Origin of the sequence: Kribbella hippodromi, from assembly GCF_039531045.1 — a bacterium.
Classification (GTDB): domain Bacteria; phylum Actinomycetota; class Actinomycetes; order Propionibacteriales; family Kribbellaceae; genus Kribbella; species Kribbella hippodromi.
This window is the reverse complement of record NZ_BAAAPH010000010.1, coordinates 189,589-214,764: the sequence shown is the minus strand read 5'-3', so window position 1 is coordinate 214,764 and position 25,176 is coordinate 189,589. Positions and strand designations below refer to the sequence as shown.

The 25,176-nt window shown below is 68.4% G+C and carries 19 protein-coding genes; 6 read left to right on the top strand and 13 right to left on the bottom strand.

Going from position 1 to position 25,176, the window contains the following annotated elements; genetic code table 11:
* Nucleotides 1-37: 37 nt before the first annotated feature.
* Nucleotides 38-610, bottom strand: coding sequence for a TetR/AcrR family transcriptional regulator (locus tag ABD260_RS17745; RefSeq protein WP_344234682.1), 573 nt, complete (start codon nt 608-610; stop codon nt 38-40).
* 84 nt (nt 611-694) lie between these two features.
* Here ABD260_RS17745 and ABD260_RS17740 point away from each other — a divergent pair, with 84 nt between their 5' ends.
* Nucleotides 695-1,597, top strand: a complete 903-nt coding sequence (locus tag ABD260_RS17740; RefSeq protein ID WP_344234681.1) for an SDR family oxidoreductase — start codon at nt 695-697, stop codon at nt 1,595-1,597.
* A 1-nt stretch (nt 1,598) separates the two neighbouring features.
* Here the strand turns inward: ABD260_RS17740 and ABD260_RS17735 are convergent, their stop codons facing one another.
* The 5 genes from ABD260_RS17735 to ABD260_RS17715 all read right to left on the bottom strand — a co-directional run bounded on the left by ABD260_RS17735 (nt 1,599) and on the right by ABD260_RS17715 (nt 10,189).
* The gene (locus ABD260_RS17735; RefSeq protein WP_344234680.1) at nt 1,599-2,591 is read right to left on the bottom strand and encodes a Gfo/Idh/MocA family protein; all 993 of its coding nucleotides are present in this window, start codon (nt 2,589-2,591) and stop codon (nt 1,599-1,601) included.
* Nucleotides 2,592-2,626: 35 nt separating this feature from the next.
* Nucleotides 2,627-3,607 (bottom strand): Gfo/Idh/MocA family protein, encoded by a 981-nt coding sequence (locus ABD260_RS17730; RefSeq protein ID WP_344234679.1) that lies wholly within the window; start codon nt 3,605-3,607, stop codon nt 2,627-2,629.
* A gap of 172 nt (nt 3,608-3,779) precedes the next feature.
* Nucleotides 3,780-8,543: an Ig-like domain repeat protein gene (locus ABD260_RS17725; protein WP_344234678.1), complete on the bottom strand. Its 4,764-nt coding sequence runs from the start codon at nt 8,541-8,543 to the stop codon at nt 3,780-3,782.
* A 120-nt stretch (nt 8,544-8,663) separates the two neighbouring features.
* The gene (locus tag ABD260_RS17720; RefSeq protein WP_344234677.1) at nt 8,664-9,410 is read right to left on the bottom strand and encodes a cobalt transporter; all 747 of its coding nucleotides are present in this window, start codon (nt 9,408-9,410) and stop codon (nt 8,664-8,666) included.
* A complete protein-coding gene (locus tag ABD260_RS17715) occupies nt 9,407-10,189 on the bottom strand; it encodes a hypothetical protein (RefSeq protein ID WP_344234676.1) in 783 nt (260 codons plus the stop codon). The genes ABD260_RS17720 and ABD260_RS17715 overlap by 4 nt, the downstream gene beginning before the upstream one ends.
* A 1,747-nt stretch (nt 10,190-11,936) precedes the next feature.
* Between ABD260_RS17715 and ABD260_RS17710 the strand changes: the two genes are divergently transcribed.
* Together ABD260_RS17710 and ABD260_RS17705 are read left to right on the top strand one after the other, a co-directional pair.
* Entirely contained in the window at nt 11,937-12,461 is a 525-nt protein-coding gene (locus tag ABD260_RS17710) for an ATP-dependent Clp protease proteolytic subunit (protein WP_344234675.1), read from the top strand.
* A gap of 542 nt (nt 12,462-13,003) precedes the next feature.
* Entirely contained in the window at nt 13,004-13,393 is a 390-nt protein-coding gene (locus ABD260_RS17705) for a VOC family protein (protein ID WP_344234674.1), read from the top strand.
* On the opposite strand, the gene ABD260_RS17700 is transcribed toward ABD260_RS17705, so the two are convergent.
* The 3 genes from ABD260_RS17700 to ABD260_RS17690 all read right to left on the bottom strand — a co-directional run bounded on the left by ABD260_RS17700 (nt 13,383) and on the right by ABD260_RS17690 (nt 17,167).
* A complete protein-coding gene (locus ABD260_RS17700; protein WP_344234673.1) occupies nt 13,383-13,844 on the bottom strand; it encodes a hypothetical protein in 462 nt (153 codons plus the stop codon). The two genes, ABD260_RS17705 and ABD260_RS17700, sit on opposite strands and share 11 nt — an antisense overlap.
* A gap of 5 nt (nt 13,845-13,849) precedes the next feature.
* A complete protein-coding gene (locus ABD260_RS17695) occupies nt 13,850-14,440 on the bottom strand; it encodes an RNA polymerase sigma factor (protein WP_344234672.1) in 591 nt (196 codons plus the stop codon).
* Nucleotides 14,441-14,509: 69 nt separating this feature from the next.
* Nucleotides 14,510-17,167 (bottom strand): CHAT domain-containing protein, encoded by a 2,658-nt coding sequence (locus ABD260_RS17690; protein ID WP_344234734.1) that lies wholly within the window; start codon nt 17,165-17,167, stop codon nt 14,510-14,512.
* Between the two features lie 56 nt (nt 17,168-17,223).
* Between ABD260_RS17690 and ABD260_RS17685 the strand changes: the two genes are divergently transcribed.
* Nucleotides 17,224-18,492 carry a S8 family peptidase gene (locus ABD260_RS17685; protein WP_344234671.1) on the top strand — a complete coding sequence of 423 codons (1,269 nt, stop codon included), beginning with the start codon at nt 17,224-17,226 and terminating at the stop codon, nt 18,490-18,492.
* Between the two features lie 189 nt (nt 18,493-18,681).
* Here the strand turns inward: ABD260_RS17685 and ABD260_RS17680 are convergent, their stop codons facing one another.
* On the bottom strand, nt 18,682-18,993 hold the full coding sequence (locus ABD260_RS17680) for a hypothetical protein (RefSeq protein WP_344234670.1): 312 nt from the start codon (nt 18,991-18,993) through the stop codon (nt 18,682-18,684).
* A 251-nt stretch (nt 18,994-19,244) separates the two neighbouring features.
* Here ABD260_RS17680 and ABD260_RS17675 point away from each other — a divergent pair, with 251 nt between their 5' ends.
* Nucleotides 19,245-20,690, top strand: coding sequence for an alkaline phosphatase PhoX (locus tag ABD260_RS17675; RefSeq protein ID WP_344234669.1), 1,446 nt, complete (start codon nt 19,245-19,247; stop codon nt 20,688-20,690).
* Here the strand turns inward: ABD260_RS17675 and ABD260_RS17670 are convergent.
* On the bottom strand, nt 20,659-21,789 hold the full coding sequence (locus ABD260_RS17670; protein WP_344234668.1) for a serine hydrolase domain-containing protein: 1,131 nt from the start codon (nt 21,787-21,789) through the stop codon (nt 20,659-20,661). The genes ABD260_RS17675 and ABD260_RS17670 overlap by 32 nt on opposite strands.
* A 71-nt stretch (nt 21,790-21,860) precedes the next feature.
* Between ABD260_RS17670 and ABD260_RS17665 the strand changes: the two genes are divergently transcribed.
* Nucleotides 21,861-22,442 carry a TetR/AcrR family transcriptional regulator gene (locus ABD260_RS17665; RefSeq protein WP_344234667.1) on the top strand — a complete coding sequence of 194 codons (582 nt, stop codon included), beginning with the start codon at nt 21,861-21,863 and terminating at the stop codon, nt 22,440-22,442.
* Here the strand turns inward: ABD260_RS17665 and ABD260_RS17660 are convergent.
* Together ABD260_RS17660 and ABD260_RS17655 are read right to left on the bottom strand one after the other, a co-directional pair.
* The gene (locus tag ABD260_RS17660) at nt 22,408-23,652 is read right to left on the bottom strand and encodes an MFS transporter (RefSeq protein ID WP_344234666.1); all 1,245 of its coding nucleotides are present in this window, start codon (nt 23,650-23,652) and stop codon (nt 22,408-22,410) included. The two genes, ABD260_RS17665 and ABD260_RS17660, sit on opposite strands and share 35 nt — an antisense overlap.
* A 27-nt stretch (nt 23,653-23,679) precedes the next feature.
* Entirely contained in the window at nt 23,680-24,915 is a 1,236-nt protein-coding gene (locus tag ABD260_RS17655; RefSeq protein WP_344234665.1) for a BNR-4 repeat-containing protein, read from the bottom strand.
* Nucleotides 24,916-25,176: the final 261 nt, after the last annotated feature.

Here is a 25,176-nt window from a genome sequence, read left to right as displayed (position 1 = left end):
CACCAGCCCTGCTCTTGCGGCAGCCGACTGGGGTTGGTCAGGCGGTGAGGCCGGAAAGGTTGTCGAGGGTCGAGCGGATGACGTCCGCGAACGCGACGCCGTCAGGTCCTTCCGGTGCGGCGATCCAGCGGCCGAAGGCGACCCGGAACACCGCTACCCCGGTCTCGGCGGCCAGCGCGGCGACGTCCGGCTCGACGCCACGGTCGAGCAGTGCCTGCGTGAGCGCGGTGGTCAGCGTCGCCAGCTTGATCAGCTCGCGCTCCCGCAGCTCGGGTGTCGAGCTGATCACCGCCTGCCGGCGCCGCGAGTACTCTTGCGGGATCGTGTCGAAGAGGTCCGACGAGGCCAGTACGGCGGCCGCGACCGTTTCCATCGGCGTCGCGCTTGCGGGCGCTTCGGCCAGCGCTTTGACCATGTGCTGTTCGAGTTGCTCGGAGCCCGCGAACAGCACCTCGCGCTTGTCGGCGAAGTGCCGGAAGAACGTCCGTGCGGTGACTCCGGCGCGATCGGCGATGTCGGCGACGGTCGTGCCGTCGTACCCGCGCTCGGCGTACAGCGCCAGCGCGGCCTCTCGCAGCCGTCCGGCCGCGCCCGGTTCCCACCGTCCCATGTCGTCGATCCTAGCCGATGTCACATGATGACATCAGGGTGTACGGTGGTGATGTCACCAACTGACATCACGAAGGGAACCATCATGCGTGTCTTCATCACCGGCGCTTCCGGCCACGTCGGCTCCGCTGTCGTCCCCGAGCTCCTGGCGCACGGGCACTCCGTACTCGGCCTGGCTCGGTCGGACGAGTCGGCGCAGCGCCTGACCGGCTGGGGCGCCGAGGCCGTCCGCGGCGACCTGCACGACCTCGACCGGCTGCACGCTGCCTCGTCCGGTGCTGATGGCGTGATCCATCTGGCGTTCCGGCACGACGCCATGCAGGCAGGCGATCTGGCCGGCGCGGCCGAGTCCGATCTCGCCGCATTGCAGACAATCGGCAATGCACTGGCCGGTACCGGCAAGCCGCTGGTCAGTACGTCCGGGATCGGTATGCTCGCGCGGATTGTCAACAATCGACCGGGCACCGAGGCCGACTTCGATCCGAACGGCGGCTACCGCGTCGACGCCGAGAACTTCGTCGTCGACCTGGCCGGCAAGGACGTGCGGACGTCCGTGCTCCGGCTGCCGGCCATCACCCACAGCCGGCTCGATCTGCACGGCTTCGCGCCCGCGCTGATCGCGTTCGCACGGCAGAACGGCTTCGCCGCGTACCTCGGCGAAGGCACGAACCGCTGGCCGGCCGTGCACACGCTCGACGCGGCCCGGCTGTACCGGCTGGCGCTGGAATCAGCACCCGCCGGAAGCCGGTTGCACGCCGTACAGGACGAGGGCTTCGAGTTCCGTACCATCGCCGAGGCGATCGGCCGCGGACTGGGGCTCCCCGCCCGCTCGATCACCGCGGACGAGGCGCCTCAGTACCTCGGCTTTCTTGCTCAGTTCGCCGCGATGAACGCGCCGGCCTCATCCACGTACACGCAGCAGCTCCTCGGCTGGCAGCCCACCGAGCCCGATCTGCTCGCCGACCTCGCGGAGGGCTTCTACTTCTAGCTCAGACTTGCAGGACGGGCGCGATCGCCTTTGTGCGCGAGCCCTCGTACGCGGCGAGCAGGATGCCGAGGACGGCGATGCCTTCGGCCTCGGTGTGCAGCGGGCGCTGCTTGCTCGCGAGCGAGTCGGCGAAGTGACCGATCTCGGCAACGAAGGTGTCGACCGGTTCGAATTCGAAGGTCTCGGTCTCGCCGGAGCGCAGGCGGTACGACAGCGACGTACCGTCACTGGTCAGCGAACCGAGCTCGCCGACAGCGGAGAACCGTTCGGTGGAGGCGGCCGGCTGGTACGCCCAGCTGGTCACCAGCTGCCCGACGACGCCGTTGTCGAACCGGATCAGCACCTGCGCCGAATCCTCGCCCTCCATGAACTTCAACCGGTGCGTGGAGAGCATCGCGGTGGCCTCGACCGGGAGGCCACCGGCGAGGTGGAGCATCAGATAAGTGGGGTGGTACCCGGTGTCGATGAGCTCGCCACCACCACTTGTCTTGGCACTCGCCCGCCAGCCCATCGAGCTCGGGTCGAAGTCGTTGTAGAAGCTGTCGGTGGTACGCACCTCGTACACGGTGCCGATCGTTCCGGCCTCGAGCAACTCCTTGGCCTTCGCGACCGCCGGCATGAACAGCTGGTTGTGCGCGCACATCAGCGTCACGCCGTTCTCGGTCACTGCCTTGCGTACGTCAGCGGCCTCGTCCGCGGAGAGGCAGAGCGGCTTCTCGCAGAGCACGTGCTTGCCCGCTTCCGCCGCGGCGACGATCGCGTCCCGGTGCAGATGATGCGGTAGGCAGATGTCGACCGCGTCCAGCTCCTCTGCGGCCAGCATCTCGCGATAGTCGGTGTACGCCGTGGCGCCGAGTTCCTCGCCACGTTTCTTCGCGGTCTCCTGCACCGCGTCCGCGACCGCGGTGACGCCGATCCGGTCCGCGTGCGCCCGATAGCCCTTGATGTGCGCCGACGCGATCCCGCCGGCACCGATGAGTCCGACCTTGATCATCAAGCAGTCTCCTCGATTGTGGACAATCGGAACGTTCAGTTGTAGACAATCGACTGACCGGACTCGGCTGCCGCGTTCGCGGCCACCACCAGCCGGGTCAGCTCCACCGCGCGCGAGATGTTCTCGTCCGCCCGGGTGCCGTTGTTGATGTGGTCCACCCACTGCGCGAACGCATCGGTCGAGTGCTCCGGCACCGGCACCTGCTCGCCGTTCACGGTCAGCACATTGCCCGCGTCGGTGTACGTCAGCGTGCCCTCGGTCCCGAACAACTCGATCGTGAACGGGTTGCTGCTGGCGAACCCGGCTTCGATCACGCCGATCGTCTGGTCGCCGTACCCGGCCACCACGACGGCGTTGTCCTCCAAACCGCGCCCGGCCACCGACCGGTACGTCGCACTCACCGTCTCCGGGTTCGCGCCGAGGAAGAGCTGAGTCAGGTACACCGGATGGCAGCCGAGGTCGGTCAGTGCGCCCCCGATCGCCGCCTTCGGCTCGAAGAACCGCTGCGGCAGCCAGCCCTCGTTGCCGTCGCGCCCGATCGCGCCATCATGCGAAAGCCGCACCCGCCCGTACGTGAGCCGGCCGAGTGTGCCCTTGTCGAGCACCTCGCGGATCGCGGTCGTGTACCCGTGGTAGAGCCGCGGCAGCGAGACGGTCAGCTTGACGCCGGCCGCGTCGGTCGCGGCGACGATCTCCTCCGCCTCGGCGACCGTCGGCGCCAGTACCTTCTCGGTGAAGATGTGCTTGCCGGCCCGCGCCGCCCGCACCATCACGTCGCGGTGCGCGTCGGTCGGGGTGGTGATGACGACCCCGTCCAGATCGTCCCGGGCGAGCAGTGCGTCCAGGTCGGCGGTGTACTCGGCGCCGAACTTCGCGGCACCGTCCCGGCCGCGCTCGGCGTCGTCGTCCCAGACGGCCACCAGCTCCGTCCCCGGGTGTTCCAGGGCCTGCCTCGAATAGTCGCCGGCGTGGACGTGCCAGAAGCTGAGGGTGGCGATCTTCAGCGGGTTGGACACTCTGGTCCTCCTCGGTTCGGGGAGCAGCGGAAACGTTTCGGATCGACCGTCGGCAGCTCACGGTACAACGTTGTCAGGACCCAGCAACAGACCCCCGGCGCGGCCTTTCAGTCGGTGAGACCGGCGCGCCGGGGTCTGCTTCAGGTGCTGCTTGTTCGAGGTTGCGGGCTGCTTATCCGATCGGCGCCCACGGCCCGTACGGGTCGCCCGGCGGCTGGTTCCGGGTCCACCACTTCGCCTGGTACCGCTTGTTCTTGTACAGCACCGCATCGCCCTTCTCGAAGATCCGCGACGCGGTCCAGATCGCCGTACCGTCCTCGGTCATCGCCAGCTCCTGCCACGCGCCGTACGGTTCGCCTGGCGTCTGCCGGATGCTCGCCCAGGGCGCGAGGTACGGCTTGTCCTGGTACGACACGCGGTCGCCGGACTTGTACAGCGTCTTCGCGTTCCACGCCGGCGGCAGGTGCACCGCGACGGCGACCGTACCTTGCGCCGGCTCGAACGTGTCGTTGCCGGCGTACGAGGCCGTCAACGTGTGCGCGCCCGCGACCAGACCGATCGGCAGCGTGAGGGTCGCCTTGCCGTTGCTGATCGGCGCGGTTCCCCGGACCTTGTCGCCTTCGCGAAGCTCGACCGTCCCGCTGACCGGAAGGTTGCCCGCAGCAACATCGACGGTCACCTTGGCCGCCGTACCCCATGGCACCGACACGGCCGGTGCGGTCAGCGTCGGCTGCCCCTTGCGGGTGCGCAACACGGCCGGCTGCGCGACCGCGACACCGTCGTCGGCGCTCTTCGCGGTCACGATCCAGCCGTACGACGTCGCCGGGGCCAGACCGCTCCACGTCGTGGTCGCAGTACCGTTCGCGACCACGTTGTCAGTGCCGATCACGCCGCTCGGCACGTACGCGGCGAGCGAATCGGTGCTGAATGAGGTCTTCCGGGTGGTCAGGTCGACCGGCAGCGTGAGGTTGTCCTCGGCGCCGTTGTAGCGCGGCTTGGTCTGGCTGCCGTCCTGCCGGAGGTCGTACTCGGTCGCCCCGAAGTTGTTCAGGAACGGCGAGTACGTGTCGATGTGCAGCTCGGCGCGCTTGACGTCGAACTGCAGCAGCCGCAGGAAACTCGCGCCGAACTGCAGCCGATCGGTCGCCTTGTGATCGGGCGTACCGTCGCCGTTCACATCAATGTTGCCGGCGGCATCGACCAGCGCCGGCCAAAGCTCACCCGCGGGTACGGTGTAGAACTGGTAGTCCGCGAGCAGCTCGACCACGTCGTGGGTGACCGTCACGCCGACCTTGGACTTCACGTTGGTGCCGACGCCGTGCTCGTGACCGGCCAGCACCAGGAAGACGTTCGGGTTCGTCTCGACGACCTGTTTGTACAGCGGCGAACCGTCCGGCGCGGAGAACGCCGCGTCCCGGCCGTCCGGGCTGCTGGACGGGCGCAGGTAGTCGTGTGACAACAGGATGCCGTTGCGGTCCTTGTATCGCTTGAAGATCGAGTCCGCCCAGTTCGCTTCCTGCGGGGTCACGCCGTACGACAAACCGACCGCGACGAAGTCGAGACCACCGGCCGAGAACAGGACGTAGTTGTTCTGGTTGTCCTTCCCCGGAGTGATGGAGCCGTCCGGGTTCACCTTCTCGTCCCACGCGTGGTACTCGGCACCGGCCGGCCAGCCCTTCGCGGCCTGCTGGTACCGCTCGGCGCTGAACGTCTTGCTGAACCGCGACGCCGGACCGGTCTCCGCGCCCAGCTGATTGTCGTGATTGCCGGCAATGACCTGGTTGACAACCCCCTTCTTGTCGAGGATCGCCTGGTAGCTGGACGCCAGTGCGAGCTCCTTCTCGACCTGTTCGTTCAGCCCCGGCCGCAGCAGCGAGCCGTCCGGCTTCGTCGCCAGCGGGTCGTAGTAGTCGTTCTCGATGATGTCGCCGGTGTGCGCCGCGTACGCGATCTTGCGGCTCGTCGTATTGTCTGCAATCCACTGCACTTCGTTGCGGTACGCGGCCGCCCAGATCGCCTGCTCCTCGGCGGTCATCACGTCACTGGGCTCCTTGACGCCGTCCCAGTCGTCGTACGTGCCGCCGGCCGCGCCTTCGGTCAGGTACTGCGTGTCGGTGAAATGCGCGATCGCGAAGTCGTACGTCGCCGGATCCTCGAAGCGGTCCTTGTCGTTCTGCGCCGACGAGTCCCGCGGCGACAGATCGTCCGCGAACGGGTCCTCGCCGGTGACCAGGACATGCACGGCAGCGCCATCGCGGTACTGCGCGCCGACCTCGGCGGTGAGTACCGTGCTCTCCCCCGCGCGGCCGCGGGCGCTGGTCATCACGACCCACTTCTTCGCGGTGACGTCCCAGATCCGCAGCGCGACCACCCGCTTCGGGTCGATCGTTCCTTCCCATCGCACGGTCGGCGTACCCGCCGACGAGCCGAGGTTCAGATCGTACCGCTGGAACACCACGTCGCGACTCGACACCGTGTCGACAATCCTATTGTCCAACGGCCGCAACGAGTTCACGTCGACGATCTGATCGTGGGCGACGTCGAGCGTGGTCGGTACGTCGGCCGCCTCGCCCTGGTACCCGGTGGACGGGATCACCACGTCGGCCTTGGTGAAGGTCGCGGTGAGCGGCACGCCGGCCTCACCCGGGATCTTCGCGGACAGCTTCGCCGTCTGATTGTTGACACCGCTGACCGTCGCGCCGAGCTCGGTCGGTACGTCGGGAATGCTCGCGCTGGTGAACCGGATCTGCCGGGTGGCCGTGTTCCCGAGCGTGTCGGACGCGGTCACCGCGATCGTGTGCGCGCCCGCCGGCAGACCGTGCCCGATCTGATCGCCTTGCTTGACCGGCTTACCGTCCAGCGTGATCATCGGCGTGCCCGCCAGGCCGGTCGCATCCTTCACATTCACCGTCAACGCGACTGTCGAGGTCAGCCGCTGTCCCTCGGCCGGGACGCTGCTCTCGACCGTCGGCGCGGAATTGTCAACAATAAACTGCCGAGTCGCGGTCTTGTCGCCGGCCGCCGCCTCGATCCGGTGCGCGCCGTCCGCGATCGTCGTACTGTCGACATCCGCCCGCCGCCCCAGCGCCGCGAGCGGCGAACCGTCCTCGGCCGTGACCTCGAACTGGATCGTCTTGCGCAGCACCCCGTTGTGACTGCTTCCGCAAGTACCGTCGCCGATGTAGACGGTCACCGGCTTACCCACCGGGTAAGTCGCGCCGCCGATCGTTACGTTGCTCTCGGCAATCTCCTTGCTGAGCAGAGTCGCCTTGCCGCCGGTCGGCGCGAGCTCGAAGTCCCGCAGCGTGAAGTCGTCGTAGTTGTCGCAGCCACCGGGCTTCGCGCTGCCGTGATCGGTTCCGGCGACGAACTCCAGTACGTTGACGCCCGGGACAAGCCATTCGTTCGGGAAGGTCAGTTCGGCGGTTTCCTTCTCCCAGATCCCCAGGTCGAGCGGGATGCCGTTGATCAGCACCTTGTTGTCGTACCCGTTGTCGGAACCGTTGCCGCCGACAAATACCTTCAGATGCGCGGCGTCGCCCGTACCCAGCGTGTCCACTGTCTTCGCGGTCGGTGCATCCGCGATGGTGAAATGGAACTCGGCCTCCTTGTTCGGCCCGCAAGTACCGTCGCCGAGCGCGAGTACCGCGTCGCTGGTCACGGCCTTGGTGGTGGTCGATCCAGTTGTGGTCAGCAGGTACGTGGTGCCGCGGGTGATCGTCCCGGCACCGCTCAGCGCGAGGTTCGGCGTACTGACCTTGAAGTCGTCGTGGTTCGCGCAGGTCGCGCCGTTGAGCGTGCCGTTGTAGTCGCCGGTCTTGACCTGGATGGTGTTGTCACCGGACTTCAGGTAGCGCTGCGGCAGCTTGATCGCCGCCGTCTCCGCGCCAGTCACGCCGTAGTCGCCACCGAGATCGACACGGTTCCCGTTCACCAGCAGGTAGTTGTGATAGCGCGCCTCGACCGAGTTGCCCGCTTCGACCGTGACACCGAACGTCGCGGTGCCGGCGGCAAGCGTCTCCTCGTTCCCCGCCGGCGCGCCGTCGATCGCGAGGGTATCGACGCCGTTCTGCCCGCCCGCTGGTACGGCTGCGATGACCGGCTGCTCGCCCTTCACCACGACACCGTCGGCCGGCGTGATCTTCGGCGCACCGGCCGGCGCGTTGTTGACCTGCACCTTCGCGGTCGCGGTTGCACCGGAGGCGGTGGTCGCGACGATTGTGTGCTCGCCGTTGCTCAACTGGGTCGTGTCGAGGTCCGCGCGAAGACCGGCCGTGCTGCCCGGCTGACCCGAGACGACGAAGGTCAGATCCTTTGTCAGCAAGCGCTTCGAGCTCCCACACGTACCATCGCCGAAGGTGTAGCTGAAGTCGTTCTGCTCACCGTCGATCGCGGTGCCGAGCAAACTCACACCGATACTGCTCAGCGCGAAGTCGTCGTAGTTGGGACAACGACCGCCTTCCCCGTACGGCAGCACTTCGTACCCGTCCGCCGCGGTGTTGGTCGTGTCCACCCAGGCCGCGCCCGCGTGCACGGTCACCGTGTTCACACCGGTGTGCAGCCACTCCCCCGGCAGCTCGAGCCGGCCACCCACACCACCGGCGATGTCCGGGAAGAACACCTTGTCGGTACGCCCGTTGACGGTGAGGTAGTTCCGGTACCGCGCCTCGGTTCCGTTCCCGCCCATGTCGAACGCGAAATGTGCCGTACCCGCTGTCTTCTCGGCGTCGAACTGCTTGCCGTCGACCTTCAGCGCGACAACCGAGTCGTTCTCGACCGATGCTTCGGCGGTGACGGTCGCCGTACCTTCCAGCGTCTGCCCGGCGCGCAGGTTGAGCACCGGCACACCACTGGCCTCGGCCGCCGCGACGGCCTCAGCCCCGTTGTCCCCGATCGCGACACCACCGCCCGCAACCAAGGCGGCCGCAAGGATCACGGACGCGGCCCTCCACCGTCTGAACCGGTGCACAGTCATCACAAAAATCTCCTTTAGGCGGACTTACAAGCTGAACCACCAGGCGGTCAGACCGCCCGTCAAGCGAGGTGCTGCAGATCGTCAGGTCGGGCCGTGGACGAGGTGGATTGCGGCGTAGGCGGTCATGACGATGCCGGCGAGAGTGATGCCGGTTGCGGCAACCAGCGGTGCCACGCGGGCGGCCAGGTAGAGCAGACGATGCGAGCGCCCACCCCGGACAACCACCGAACTACCCGCAACCGCAAGCAACCCCACACCGAACAGCACCACTGCCATCCCGATCCCAAACGTGAGAACCAGCAGCACCGCAAACCCCGCCCGCCCAAGAAACAACCCCGCGACAAGCACCAGAAATGCAGAAGGCGAAGGCGTCAACCCACCCGAAATCCCCAGCAACACCAACCCCGGCCGCGATCCTCGCCCGGCACCGTGCCCATGCCCATGTCCGTGACCGTGCCCATGCCCGTGGCCGTGGGTGTGTTGGTGGTGTTTCAGCAGCCAGAGGCCGGTGCCGATTACCAAGATGCCGGCGAGTAGTTGGAGGGCGGTTGTGAGGCTTTCCAGTCGTATCAGGTTCGACAGGTTCAGGAACGTCCACGCCAAGCCGATCACCAGTACCGACAGCGTGTGCATGATCGCGACCGATCCACCCAGCCACGCCGCATCACGTACCCGACCGCGCTCTCCAACCAAGTACGCCGCCGCCAGACTCTTCCCGTGCCCCGGCATCACCGCATGCCCGGCACCCGCCGCAAACGCAAGCAAAAACGCAACCGGCGGCACCCCCGGCGAATGCACAAACCCCTCAAGCTGATCCGCGACACTCATCCACGCCACCACCCAGACACCACTCGCGGCGCGTTCGGGCGGGCTTGTGGTCGCCGGCGGCGGATGTAGATGATGGCTGCGGCTGCGAGTAGTACAGCGGCTGCGACGGCGCCTAGCTGAAGTAGCGCGCTCCGTCCGAGGTGCTTGGTGTCGACGGTGCCGAGGTTCCACTCGTGCTGGTCGTTCCCGTCGCCGTACACCGCGCGCGCCCCATCCGGCCCAGTAGCCAGCGTTTTGTACGCGGGGTTGAGATCGGTCAATGTCTTCACAGTCACCGCGACCGCTCCGACCGCGGACGGGCAGGTGTACTCGATGGATGCACCGGACTTGGCAAGATCCGCGATCAGCTGTACCGCGCCGGGGCAGTCCTTCCCGTGGCTGGTGACCGTGATCCGACGCAGCAGGTACTCGGTGAGCTTGGGCGAGGACCCCATCGCCGTACCGTCGGACGGCCGGTAAATCACCGCACCGTCCATCAGCACCCGATCCTTGGGCAGCACACCGAGCCCGACCCCGAGCAAGGTCAGATCGTCCAGCCCACCAACCTTCCACCGAACCCGCACAACCGCCCCACCACCACTCGAGGCGTCACTGCCGTACTCGCCGCCCGCGCTGTACTTGTCGTCGGCGCCGTGCTTCTTGTCAGCGCCGTACTTGTCGTGGGTGCCGTACCCGTCGTCGGTGCTGTGCTTGTCAGCGCTGTGCTTGTCGGCGAGGGCAATCGTCACTGTTTGCGGATCGCCGAACGGGTGCGCCGCCGCCGGCAAGACACCCAGCACTCCCGGCACCAGAACCGCAGCTAGTACCAATGCACGCCGCCTGAACCCACCCAACCGACAACGCTCCGAACGCTCGCGGTCCCCCAAGACACGCGCCACACGTAACCGCGCCGGACTCTGTCAACGCTCAGGTAACGACCAACCCTCCCCCGATGGTCAAAAAGCAACCCAAAGATGAACGATTGACTGCCCCGTCAGATAACCACCGGCCCATCGCCTCACCCCACACCGGAGACACCAACCCCCACCCAGCCCACGCCCCCGTGCACCCGTGCAGCCGTGCGTCCGTCAGCACCCCCGTCCCGTGCACCCGTCAGCATCTCAGCCACCCGTGCACCCGTCACCACCGAGCCAGCCGTGCACCCGTCACCCCCCAGCCACCCAGCCAGCCGTGCACCCGTCACCACGCAGCCACCCAGCCAGCCGTGCACCCGTCACCACGCAGCCACCCAGCCAGCCAACCGCGCAGCACCCACAGCAACTGCCCGCCGGGTACGTGACCCCCGCTGCCTGTGCCGTTGGGTACCGAAGGACGGGTAGTCATCGTCGGCTCCGCCCGTTGCTGAGCGTGCGGCACCGGTGTTGGGCGGTTGCGGGTCGGACCACTACCCGTCCTTCGGTACCGGTCAGGCGGTCAAGAGCTGGAACGGCCTCAACACGCAGCCGACCCGGCCGGAGGTCGCCACAGCCCCCGCGCGCACTCACTCGCCGCCGCAGACTCCACACGCACCCACTCAGCGCCGCAGCCTCCGCACGCACCCACTGACCGCCGCAGCCTCCGCGGGCACTCAGTCGCTGTTGGAGCCTCAGCGCGCACCCGCTTGTCGCCGCAGTCTCCACAGCCGCTGCAGCCGTCGCCATGTACGTCCATCGCCACGCCCGCCGCGACTACCCACCTCCGTGCCGGCGAGGCGCACCCATCGCCCCATTCGCCGCTAGTCCCCACCTCGCGCGGGCGAGGCGCATCCATCGCGACGTTCACGGCGAGCACCGACCTTCCCGCCTCCGGGGCGCATCTATAGCCACATTCGTTACGTGCGCCCACTGGTACGCACACCCACCAGCGCGTCCACCACGCGCCCAAACCGGTTTGGGGCACTCAGCGGCCTATTCCAGGAGTACAACGGGCCCCGCTCCGCGCACCCACCGTCCCCAAACTGGTTTGGGGCATGGAACACCCACCAGCAGGTGCTGGATGAAACCGGCACACCCGGGGCAGTAACCACCTGAGGGGTGGATCTCTCGAACGGTTTTGCTTGCTCTGGGCGTACTTCGTCTGCTGACAGCGGAAGTACCTTCACCTGGTCGACGTCCTACCGCAGGCTGGAAAGGAGATCCACGCGGAAGGACACCCATGTACACCGAGAACTCCACGACCCACTCGCCGGACACCCTGTTGTCTGGCGGCTCACCGTACGGAGTCTGGTCGACCGGTCCATCGCCGTCCGGTAGCTCCGCGTCCAGTAGCTCGCCGGCCGGTAGTTCGCCCGCCAATAGTTCGGCGCCCGGTAGCTCCGCGGCCAGTAGCTCGAGGACCGGTAGTTCGGTGTTGGGGGTGTGGCCGCCGGGTGGGCCTGAGATTCCTCGGCCCGGTGTGCCAGGTCCCGGGCCACGTACGCCCGGGGTGCCAGGTACACCCGGGGTGCCGGGTACACCCGGGGTGCCAGGTACACCTGGGATGCCGGGGCCGGGGCGGCCGGGGGTGGAGCCTCAGCCGGTTTTGCCTTCGTGGTGGGAGCCGGCTTCGGTGTCGGTTGAGCAGGAGCTGGCGGATCGGTTGCTGGCGCAGCGGACGATTCTGGTCGGTGGGCGGCTCGACGACGCGCTCGCTGGTCATGTCACCGCGCAGCTTCTGCTACTAGATGCCGACAGCAACGATCTCGTCACGTTGCATCTGTCGTCCGCCGATGCCGACCTGGACGCGGCTCTTTCGGTCGCGGGCGCCATCGATTTGATCAGCTCGCCAGTACATGCGGTTGCCCGCGGTACAGTCCGAGGTGCCGCGATCGCCGTACTCGCTGCCGCCGCGCAGCGCGAGGCCCAGCGACACACCATGTTCGTACTCTCGACGCCGCGCTTCACTGCCGCCGGCACGGCCGATCAACTGGCGACCCTCGCCGAACAGCATGAACGCCAGTTCGCCCGCCTACTAGACCTGATCGCGAACGCCACCGGCCGCCCCAGTACCGAAATAGCCGCCGACCTGGACCCCGGCCGAGTACTCAACGCCGACGAGGCGAAGGACTACGGCCTCATCACCAACATCCGCTGAACCACCACCGCCGCCGCTCCGGGGTGGGTGCTCCGTGAGCAGGCGTGCGGGCCTGCGGGCGTGCGGGACTGCGCGCGTGCGGACGGGCGGCGCGCGCACGAGGCGGACCTCCCTTGATGACGACGACGGCTGGCAGGGTTCCAGCACGCGTGCAGGGGTGCACGCGGCGCATCGTGGCGTGCGGCGCCGGCGGCACACGGCACACGGCACACGGCACGCGGCACGCGGCACGCGGCACGCGGCGGCAATGGTGGCGCGAGCGGCGGGCCGCGCAGAGCGGGCGAGCAGAGCGGGGCGGGGCGAGTAGAGCGGGGCGGCGCTGGCAGAGCGGGCAGCGGGCAGCGGGCAGCGGGCAGGCATGCTGACGCGGGTGACGCGGGTGACGCGGGTGACGCGGCCGGGGCGGCGCGGGCGGGGCGGCGCGAGCGGGGCGGCGCGAGCGGGGCGGCGCGGGCGGCGCGCCAGGAGGCGGGGTGGTGGGTGGGTTGTGGGGGAGGATGGGGGGTATGGGTGACTTGTCTGTTCCTCGGTTTCATCTTGCGGTGGCGGTTGATGATCTTGGGGCGGCGCGGTGGTTTTACGGGGAAGTGCTTGGGCTGGCGGAAGGGCGTAGTTCCGGTCGGTGGATCGACTGGAATCTGCAAGGGCATCAGTTCGTCACGCATCTTGCGGCGGATCGGCCGAAGCAGATTCACAACCCGGTGGACGGGCATGACGTACCCGTACCGCACTTCGGCCTGATTCTCACCGTCGCCGACTTCCAGACCTTCGCCGAACGCCTCAAAACAGCAGGCATCGAGTTCGTGATCGAGCCGTACGTACGCTTCGAGGGCCAGCCCGGTGAGCAGTGGACGATGTTCTTCCTCGACCCGGCCGGTAACGCGCTTGAATTCAAAGCGTTCGCCGACGACAGTCAGATCTTCAAGGCGTGATCCAACCGGTCAGGATCGTCGCGCCGGATTGAGTCGTGCACAGCAACCGGTACGGGGTCGTCGGCGGTGGACCCAAGGCGAAGAACCCCAGCTCGTCGACGGTCGCGGTGGCGAGTTCGCCGAGTTCGCCGCGCGCGGTGACCGTGCCGGCCGCGGGTGGGTCGAGCTGGCCGAGGACGGCGCCGGGCGTGAGTTCCAGCTCGACCGTCCAGCCGTCGGAGGCAAAGGTGAGTGAGCGCAGGATCGCGCTCTCGGAGCGGATCGCCAGCGCGTCGAGCGGTTCGAGCGCGGAGTCGTAGGTGAGCGCGGCCAGTTCGGCGTCGATCGTGCGCCACGAGAACGCGGCCTTGCCCGCTTCCACGAACGCCACGGGTACGTCGTCCGCGGACTTCAGCGCGTCCCGCAACGCCTCGATCAGCCGTTCGTCGTCGCTCCATTCGGGATCGATCACGCCACTCACCTCCTCGTCTCCTCGTTCATTCCGTCCGGTCCGTCGGCCAGCAGGGCCAGTGCGGGTGTCTGCCGGAGCCGGTTCAGGCAGCGCGCCCGGTTCGGTCCGATGCTGCCGATCGGCACCTGCAAGCGCCGGCTGATTTCCCCGTACGGCGCCGGTGGATCTTGGGTCAGCAGCGAAAGCAACGCCTGGCACTGCCGCGAAAGCTCCGCGAACGCGGCCCGCAGGATCGTGCAACGTTCGTGCCGCAGCACTTCCTCCTCCGCGATCGCCTGCTCGGGTACGTCGGCTGATTCCGCCGGATCGACTGGTTCGACCCGGCTGCTCGCGCGGATCAGCCGGAAGCACTCGCGCTGGGTCGTGGTCGCGATCCAGCCCGGTAGCGCGGCCGGCTCGCGCAGGCCGGGCAGGTGCTCGACCAGCCGCAGCCAGACGCTCTGCCCGACGTCGTCGATATCCGGCTGGGTCAGCCGGTACCGCCGGCAGACCGAGTACACGAGCGGCGCGTACCGCACCACCAACTCGTCCCACGCGCTCTTGTCGCCGCCCCTGGCCCGGGTGACCAGGTCGACGACGGTCGGGTCGTCCCGCATGCCGTCCCCCTTTGTCCTCCGGACCGCTCATCTGTACAGAGTGCTCCGGACGTACTGCTGATACATCTCTCAGGCGCCGAGTGCGATGAATGATCGCGCCGCCGCTGTTGCGACCGGGTCGCCGCGCGCTTCCCGTCTGGCGGTCGCGAACGCCGACGCCAGCGAGTGCCCGGCGCGCAGGTTGTCGTGGACCGCGAGCATCAGTGGCGCGGTCGCCGGGTCGTTCACCGGTACGACGCTGGCGAGGATGCCCGCGGCGCCGAGCGGGATCAGGCTGCTGCTCAACCCGAGCAGTTCGTCCGCGCCGACGGGTTTCGCGAGACCGGAGTCGCAGCTCGAGAGGACCATCCGGTACGGGGCGCGGCGCAGGCGCTCGAAGTCGTACACGGTCAACGGGCCGTCGTCGAGGCGTAGTGACGAGAAGAGCGGGCTGTCCGCGCGGAAGGTGCCGTGCGCAGCGATGTGTGCGATCCAGGCGCCGTCGAGTTCGCGGAGTACTTTCTCGGCGGTCGCGTCGCCGTCCGCGAGTACGGTCGCGTCCGGGTACTGCTCGGCCAGCCGCATCACCTCGTTCCGGCCGGCCGACAAACCCGGTCCGAGTACAAGCACCACCCGCCGATCAGCCGGCGGCCGCACCCGCCGCGCCCGCAACCAGGCCGCAGCCGACGGCACCACATTCACCACCCGCTCCGCTAGCCCAGGCACCAGGCCCCAGGGCAACGCCTGCAACCGCCCCGGCGGCACCAACACCACCGCCCGCTCCCCCACCTCGTCAAGCGCCTCCCCTAACACCGCCCGCCCTAACCGAGCCCCCAACACCTCCAGCGACGGGAGACTCCCACCCACTCGCCTGCCAGCGCCCACACCACCCGCTGCACGACCAGCCGCACCCGTCGCCCCGCCATGCGGGCGAGCATGGGCTAGGCGGCGGAGGTGGAAGCGGGAGCGTTCTACTTCGAGTGCGGCAGCTGCTAGTGGGCCGACTTCGTGGTGGGTCAGCTGTCCGTCTCGGATCACCACAGCGTGTAGTACGCCGTCGACCTCGACCAGCTCCACCAGGACCGTCTCCCCGAGCGCCGCCACCACCTCACCAACGTCGAACCGCACCACCCCGCGCCGCCGCGACCCGGACCGGGTTCCAGCGTGGGCCCGCAGCGTCCGGTCCCGAACGGCCCGCTCCAACCGCCGGCGCTCTTTCTCCAACGACGGATCAGCATCCACCCGCCGCACCACGTCCCGCAGCGCCGCAAGCTCCGCAACCAACTGCTGATCAGCCGACCGCACAGGAGGCACCCCAAGAGCAGTAGCCCGCCACCGCTCCGCCCAACTCAGCAACCGCCCCGCATCACCCCGCCGTAACGCATCGCGCAACGCCAACCCGGCAAGCTCAGCCCCCTGCCCAGTAGCCAACGCCCGCAACTCGGTAGCGCCCATAGCCAGCCGATGCTCGTCCAGCGCATCCAGCCCGCGCCCGCACGCCGCCAACATCCCGCGTACGTCACCACGCGCTTCCGCCCGCAGCGCCTTCCCCAACCACGCCGAGCTTCGGGCAAGCGGCGGAGCGTCCTTGCTGCGCCGCCCCGCCAACTCCAGCTGCCGATCCGCCGCCCGCGACTTCCCGGCCACCAACGCCAACCGCCCAGCCAGCAAATGCGCCGCCGACGCCTCGCTCGCCCCCAACGCATCCAGCCGCCGCGCGACCGTACTGACCCGCCGCAGTAACCCGTCCCCACGCTCGCCCGACTGGTACCGAGCATCCAGCAGCACCATCGAAGAACGCACCGACCACCACTCCCGGCGCTGCGCCGAGAACAACCGCCGCGCCCGCTCTGCGCGTTCCTCCGCCCCAGCCGGATCACCCGCCGCCAGCGCGGCCGTCGCCGCCGCAAACCACAGTTCGCCGCGCTTGGTCGCCGTACCGCTTCCGGCTTCCATTTCCGCGATCGCCTGATCCATCTCGGTCAGCGCCTCGGCACTCAGCCCAGCCGCGAGCAGTACGCCACACCGGTCGATCGCCAGATCTGGCCAAACGACCCCCACCGCCGCGAACCGGCGCCCGGCCTCGTCGAGATACCGCAACGCCGCCGGCAGATCACCCCGCGAGTACGCGACCAGGCCCCGGTTCTGTCGCGCTTCCGCGTACTCGAACTCCTGCCCGGTCGCCGCGTACAACTTCTCCGCGACGGCGAAATCCGCATCCGCCCGCCGCGCACCACCCAAGGCGAGCTGGATGAACCCGCGATAGTTCCGCGACCGCGCCTCCCAGACCTGATCGCCCGACCGCCGCAACCGCGTGATCGCGGACCGAAGATCGTCCAGCGCCTCACGATGCCGCCCGAGCACCAGCAGTACGTCGGCGCGCCGCAGCAGCACCCGCCCGGTCAGCGCACCCCGGGTCAGCTCGACGGCACGATCCAGCAGCGCCAGCCCTTCCCGGCTCCGGCCGGCCCGGCCGAGCGTCGCGCCGAGCGTGGCCAGCACATCCGCCTCGCGCTCCGATCGCCCGGATTGTTCGGCCAGCCGTAACGCCGTACGCAACTCGCGCACCGCCGCGGTCACCTCACCGAGCTGCCGCAAAGCGATGCCCCACGCCTGATGCGCGATCGACGCTTCGACCGCGGCCGGGGCATGAGCGAGCAGGCTGCGCGCGGACGCGATCGCGTCATGTGGACGTGACAACGCCAACGGCAGCAAATTCTTTACCGCCTCAACACTCCCCCCGGCCATCGGCACTCTGAAATGATAAGCGCCATTTCATTGATCCAGGGGGAAGGAAAGAAAAGGTGGATTCAACGAATGACCGAAAGTACGTCGCGCAGATCAAACTGATTCTGGAGGCGTACGGGCGTGCGGTCGAGATCTTCCCGGTCGACTGGGAGAAGCGGCCGGAGGGGGCGGACTATCTGTACCGGACCGGGGTGGTCCTGGTCCGCGACGAGGACCTCGGCCGCGTGGTCGAGCTGTTCCAGGGCGGCCGTCCGGCCGAGGGTGGGATCGGCGGGGTGACCCGGCTCCTGCTGCCGGAGAAGGTCCCGCCGGAAGCGCCCGAGGACGAGTCGATCACCCAGCAATTCCTCAAGTACGCGGACCTGCACTTGGGCCGCGGCGTGGTGACGCCAGAGCACCTGTTCTACGTCTGCCCGAGCGTCAGCCCGTGCCCGGCGACCGAACCGGAGGAGGTCGCACCGGGCATCCCGCCGGACCCGGTGCTGCCGACGCCGTTCCTGCCCGCTGGCGCCGCGGATGGTCGCGACGTAAAGGTCGTCGTACTGGACGTCGGCTGGTCGGACGCACCGGGCGCGTACTGGCTCACCGGCGTGACCGGTGATCCGGAAAATGCGTTCGACGGCTCCGGACGGATTCGCCCGTACGCCGGGCACGGTACGTTCATCGCCGGCGTGATGCGGGCGATCGCCCGGAACGTGGAGATCGTGGTGAAGAGCTACTTCACCAGCGCCGGGGCGATGTGGGAGTTCGACCTGGCGCAGGCCCTGGACGAGGTACTCGACCTTGCCCCGGACATCATCAGCCTTTCGGCTGGTACCCGGACCAGGTTCGACCTGCCCGCGCTCGGCCTGGACGTGTTCATCCAGACCCGGCTGAACCGGGTCAACGGCCTGACGCTGGTCGCCGCGGCCGGCAACGAGTCGACCCGGGACTACTTCTGGCCGGCCGCGTTCCCGGAAACGGTCGCCGTCGGTGCACTTGCCGACAACGGCCGGGACCGGGCCGCGTTCAGCAACTTCGGCGGCTGGGTGGACGTCTACGCGCCCGGCGAGAACCTGGTGAACGCGTTCCTGACCGGCGACTACGAGTGCACCGAACCGCCGAACGCCGGTCAGCTCCGGTCATTCGCCGGGATGGCGCGCTGGAGCGGTACGTCGTTCGCGACGCCGCTGGTGGCCGGGCTGATCGCCGGCCGGATGTCGATCACCGGTGAGAACGCCAAGCAGGCCTCGGACGCGCTGCTGGCGTTCGCACTCACGCAGTCTGAGCCGGGCGTCGGCCCAGTGCTGCGCGCCGGTGACGCCCTGGGGTCGGTGACTCCCTAGGCAGCCCTAGACAGCCCCTAGGCAGTACTGACGCGGTGCGGACCTCCGGCCTGACCCACCGATCCGCACCGCGTCAGTCCCCCTCTGCACCTCCGCGCTGCCCTCCCCCCTGCGACGGCCCGAAGGTTCCCCCATTGCTGCGGAGTCGCCCTGGACCCGAGTTGATACACCCTGATCGCGAGAAGTTTTTCAGCGTGCCGGGTGCTCACAGAGGAACGGCGCCCGGTGCCCGCCGGAGTGGTAGCTGTACTGCTTGCCGTCGACCTCCAGCACGGTCTTGTTCCCCGGGATCAGCGCCTGGGTGTAGCGCATCCCCGGCTCCGGGCAGCCGAGGCTGCCGTCCGGCCAGGTGACCTCCTCGGAGCTGACCACCGTCACCTTGGCGGCCTCCACCCCGAGCCGCTTGGTCAGGTCGGCCTTCGCCTGCTCGACCAGGCCACCGCTGGGCGGAGTACTGCTGCTACCGGAACTGCTACCGGAACTGCTACTGCTCGGCGTCATCGACGGTTGTCCTCCTGTTGCCGGTGCTGCTGATTCATTGCCACACGCAACCAAAAGTACGGCTGCCGCCGCCACGATCATCACCCTGTGCATCGCCATCACCTCCCACAGTAGACGTCGCCCGGTCACGGTTCGTTGCAGCGCGCCACCTGAGCGTTCGCTGAGAGCTGTTCAACTGTTGTTTGCCGTCCGGCAGCCGACGGCGGGGAGGATCGCAGCGCTCGGGAACCGCCTTTTCAAGGAGTCGCACCATGTCAGTCGATCGTCGTTCCGTTCTCCGTGGCGCCGCCGTCGGTGCCGCCGGCGTCGGGTTCACCACCGTCGGTGCCGTACCGACCCTGGCCCAGGCCGCGCCCGCGTCGCACCCCGGCCGGACGCCGTTCCCGCAGAACAAGCCGTTCCCGCCGCTGCTCGACGACCCGAAGGGCATCCTCGCGCTGCCGGCCGGTTTCAAGTACAAGATCGTCACCCAGGCCGGTGAGACCAAGCTGAAGAGCGGTCACCCGACGCCGACCCTGCACGACGGTACGGCGGTCTTCTCCACCGGCCACGGCCGGTACCAGCTGATCCAGAACCACGAGGTCGGCAGCAACAACGCCCTCGGCGTACCGCAGATCCCCGGCACCGTGTACGACACCGGTGTCGGCGCGGCCGGCGGCTGCACGGTGATCGATGTGGACAAGGACGGTACCAACCGCGGTGAGTGGGTCGGCATCTCCGGCACGCTGACGAACTGCGCCGGCGGCCCGACCCCGTGGGGTACGTGGATGACCTGCGAGGAGACCGAGAACAAGGCCAACGGCACCACCCGGCTGAAGGACCACGGGTACGTCTTCGAGGTGTGGGGCGACGGCAAGACCGCGCACCCGGTCCCGCTGAAGGCGCTCGGCCGGTACGCGCACGAGGCGCTGGCCATCGACCAGGAGCGGACCCACATCTACCTGTCCGAGGACGCGTCCGGCCCGAACGGGACGTTCTACCGCTGGTCGGCGCCGCGCGGCTACAAGCTCGGCCCGCGCAGCTGGCAGGACCTGCAGAACAAGGACTTCGGCACCCTGGAAGCACTCGCCATCCTCGGTGACGACGGCAAGCCGATCCCGGACGTCGCGTACCTGACGTCGGCGCAGCTGCTCCGCCCGTTCCGGGTCGCGTGGGTGCCGGTGCCGGATCGGGACGGGGCGACCACCTCGGTACGCAAGCAGTTCACCGACGGGCAGATCACCCGCGGCAAGAAGTTCGAGGGCGTCTTCGGTACCAAGGAGGGCGTGTACGTGGTGAACTCGTACGCCGAATCCGGGACGTCGGACCTGCCGGCGGATGCCGTACCGCATGACGGCATGGTGTGGTTCTACAGCTACGACGCGAAGACCATCCAGCTGGTCACGTACTTCCCGGACAACGCGGCCGCGGACCTCGGGGCGGACGCGAAGTACGACGACTACAACTTCGACAGCCCGGACAACGTGACCGTGACGCCGTGGGGTTCGCTGGTGCTGGCCGAGGACGGCAACGCCAGCAGCCACGTGCTGAGCGCGACGCCGGGCGGACCGACGTACGCGATCGCGCGGAACATGCTGAACGACTCGGAGTTCACCGGGCCGTCGTTCTCGGCCGACGGGAAGGTGCTGTTCGTCAACATCCAGACGCCGGGGATCACGCTGGCGATCACCGGGCCGTGGCGCGAGTACCTCGGCTGAGCCCAGCTGCTGATAGCGCTGTCAACAGACTGATGGGGCGCGGGTCGGGACTGACGCGCACCTCGTTCATCAGGTAGGAGTAGGCGATCTCGCGGTCCGGCCAGGCGCCGTGCCGCGAGCCGCCGGCTCCGGAATGCCCGAAACCCTTCGGCTGCTCTGGCTGCTCTGGTTGCCCTGACTGCTCTGGCTGCTCTGTCAGCTCGAAGCCGGCGCCGTAGCTCATTGGGCTGCCCCAGTTCGGTTCGGTCCCGCGCCGGATCTCGCGCTGCGCCAGCGCGACCGTCTCCCTCGTCAGCACGCCGGCCGTCTGGTCGAGCAGTGATGCGTAGAAGCGCGCCATCCCGCGCGCGGTCGCGTACCCGCCGACGGCCGCCAGCCCCGCGGTGCGGTACTCCGTGGTGTTCCAGTACTTCTCGGCGCCAGGAATCCACAGTGGATTGGGCCGATTCAGGTCCGACCACGGGCCATCAACCAGTACGCCCTCCGGCGCGACCATCGTCGCCGCCCGCCAGTGCAGCTCCTCCGGCAACCCGATCCACACCTCGAGCCCGAGCGGCTGGGCGAACTCCTCGGCAAAGAACCTGCCGACGGTCCGGCCGTCCACCCGCCGTACCAGCTCGTCGAGCAACCATCCCCAGGTGACAGGGTGGTACATGAACGCGGCCCGCGGATCGGCCGCCGGCGCCTGCGCGGCCAGGTGCGCCGCCATCGCGTCGTGGTCGAGCAGCTCGGCGTACCCGGCGTCGACCCACGGCAGCCGGGCCTGATGCGACAGCACCTCGGCGATCGTGATCGATTCCTTGCCGTTGGCACCGAACTCCGGCCAGTACCGGCTGAGCGGATCGGTCAGGCTGAGCTGACCGCGCTGCATCAGCAACAGCACGCAGGCGCTGGTGGGGCCTTTCGTACCGGAGAACATCAGGTGGATCGTGTCGTGATCCCATCGCCGCCCGGTGTCCGGATCGGCCGTGCCGCCGTACAGGTCGACCACCAGTTCACCCCGGTGGTACGCCGCGAACGCCGCGCCCACCTCACCCCGCTCGGCGAAGTTCCGCGCGAACTCTTCGGCCACCTGCTCGAATCCTGGCGCTGTCCACATGAGAAGTGATAGTACCGATCGTTCTTATCTGGGTCCAGCTCGGTAAGGTGGGGCGTGGAGGTGGTGTCACGATGCCGGTCAAGGCCGGGGAACGGCTGGACCCGGAGGCGACCCGGGACCGGATTCTGCGGGCGGCGGCGGACGTGTTCGGCCGGCGCGGCATCCACGCGGCCGGAATCAACGAGATCGTCGAGGCGGCCGGGGCGTCCAAACTCACCATCTACCGGAACTTCGGATCGAAGGACGGCCTGATCGAGGCGGTGCTGACCGACCGCGCCCAGCGGGTCCGCGCGTGGCACCACGAGGCAGTGGCCGGTGCCGACGGTGGCGGTCGCGCGCAGGTGCTGGCGGTCTTCGATCTGATCGCGACCTGGTATGCGGAGGCGGGGTTCCGCGGGTGCGCGCTGATGAACGCCGCCACCGAGGATCGCGGGTACGACGGGGCGCCGCGGCGGCTCGCTCAGGATCATTTGACGTTCTATCGGGACTTGTTCCGGCGATTGCTGTCCGGGGCGCGCGATCCGGAGCGGACGGCTCGGCAGCTGGTCGTCGTACTGGAGGGTGCGACGCTGGTGAGTGCGATGGATCGCGATCCGGGGGTTGGCGCGGAGGCGCGGGTCATCGTGGAGATGCTGCTCGACGCGGCGTTCTGAGGAAGATCAGGCAGACGAGGACGCAGGAGACGCCGGAACCTGCTGCCACCAGGAAGGCTGTTGGGTAGCCCGATCGTTCGGCGATCAGGCCGCCGAGGGGGCCGGCGGCCATCACGCCGAGGTCCCAGAACGAGGTCATCACACCCATCGAGACACCTGGGCGCAGGCCGCGGACTCGATCCAGGGTCATCGAGACGCAGGCTGGGTAGATGAGCGCGAGTCCTGCGCCGGCGAGGGCTGTGTACGCGGTGGCGGCTGTTGTCGTGTCGGCCAGCGCGATTCCGGTCAGCGCTATCACCTCGAGCGCGACGGTCGCCGCGGCTACCCGGCGGCCGCCGTATCGGTCGACAAGCGGGCTGCCCGCGAACCTGACCACGAGAAACGCGGCCGCGAAGACGGTCAGCGCGATGCCGTCCGTGGCAAGGTGATCCGCCCGCATCCGCAACACCACCAGGGCGGCGACCGTGCCATAACAGTACGCGGCCAGCCCAATAGTTGCTCCAGGCAAAGGAACACCCCGGGGTACGAGATCCCGAATGCCCCGAATCGGAACCAACGGCTCCCGCCGAGCCGGATCCGCCCGAGTAGCCAGCACCATCAAAACCGAAACCACCGACAACCCGACCACCACCCACCAAACCACCCGCTCCCCAGCCAGACCAGAGCCCATCACCCCGGCACTCATGACCCCGCCGCCCAGCGCATCACGCACAGGGCGGGCGGCCTCCGCACCGTCTCCCCCACCAACGATCCGGGTGACGGCAGTGGCAATGACTGGACCGCCGGCGAGGCCGCCCCACATGGACAGGCCGAACCAGCCGGCGAGGCGGCCGCGTTGGGCAACTCGTACGCCGGTGAGCACCCACGGCAGGGCGGCCGAGAACAGGGCTGCCTCGCCCGCGCCCATCACCAGCCGGGCGACCAGCAGCAACGCGAGGTCCGGCGCCAACAGTTGCCCAAGGCCCCCAATTGCTGCCAGCACTCCGCCGGCCAGCACCACCGGCCGCGACCACCCGGCATCCGCCAGCCAACCGGCGAACGGCCGGCCGCACGCCGTCGCCAGGAACGCGATCCCGACCGCCGTCCCACTCGCCAGCGCGCCACCGCCGAACCGCGCCGGCACATCCGACGGCAGTACCTGCAACGCCGCCCCGAACGCGAGATACCCAGCAAGGACCGCCACCCACAACCGTCGTACCGGAACACCCATGGACAAGATGGTACCGCTTGTTACTATCTATGTCCGCGGCGAGTCCAGCAACACCACCTCACAGGCGTAATGCTGGGAAGCAGTCATCGAACCCCGGAACCACAGCAACGGCACCCACCCCGGATCCCCTGGCGCGACGATCGGCCGTAGATTGTCAACAATCGACCGCTCGGTCACCGCCGTCCACGCCCAACTGTTTCCCGCATCGGCGGTCCGCGCATGGAAGATCTCGTGATGCTCGAGCGAGCTCCCGTCCCGCGGATCGATCGGCGTCGAGACGTACAGCGAGTCGAGATCGTACGGATCGATCGCGACCAGGCCCGTGTAGTCGTTCTCATGCCGCAGCAAACCGTGACCGGCTTTCGCCAACTGCCGCACCTGCCACGTACCGCCCGGCGCCAGGCGCGCATAGAAGAACCGATGATCCGGCACCGGATGCTCCCGCGCGTACGCATCCTCCGGCCGCTCCGGAGTGTCCCGCCGCGCCAGCAGTACCGCGGCGAGCGAACCGTCGTCGCCCCGGCGAATGTCGATCGTCCAGCAATGCGTCATGGGCTCGCCGTCCCAGACCGAACCAGCAGCCAGCACGGTCGTCAGCTCCACCTGCGACGGAGCCTCCGCATCAAGCGCGGCATTGTCGACAATCGACCCGTCCGTACGATGGAGCGCGCCGCCTTCCAGGTACCCGTGGTAGATCGAGTTGTCGTAGTCGCGTGGGTGGTGATCGGTCGTGATCAGATCGATGCGCTTCGGCTGCGACACGTACCGGGTGTATCCGTTGACGTACCCGACCTTCGGGCGGGTGAACAGCTTGCCCGCGTACGCCCAGGTGTCGCCCTCGTCATCGGAGACCAGTGCACACGGATCGTCGTTCACCGCGCGAGCGAAGCAGTACAGGCGACCGTCCAGTTCGTGCAGATTCGAGTACGTGACGCCGCGCCCGCCGGTGAACTCGCTCCAGTCGAACGACCGCTCCGGACCCCAGCGCCGCGGATCGCCCGGCTCGCTCACCCGCCAGCGGGTCAGGTCATCGGTCTTGTGCTTCGTGTACACCGCGAGCCAGCGCCCGTCACGCCGCCGCCACAACGCGGGTACGTCATGATCATCCGCTTCGAACCGCTCATGCAGTACGACAACGTCACTCGTACCGGTCCGCAGGTCAACCACCGTCAGCTCGACATTGCCGGCCCGTTCGTCACCACCGGGACCTTCCGCAGCCGCGATCGACCCGACCACCAACAGCCCGCGCTCCGGATCAACCAAGGCCCGCTCATCCTGAAACCAGCACCAAGCACCGTTGTCATTAACCACCCGACCCACATCCATGGCCACCCAGTGTGGCAGAGCACACCCGCCTTTGGTAAGCGCTTGCCACCATCCGAAACAGTCAGGCATCCACGCAGACGGACGTGCAGGCAGGCAGGCGCACATACACGCGGGCGGTGGGTCGGTGGGTGGGTGGGTGGGTGGGTGGGTGGGTGGCGATGCTGCCCTGCCCACCGACCCACCGACCCCACCCGAACC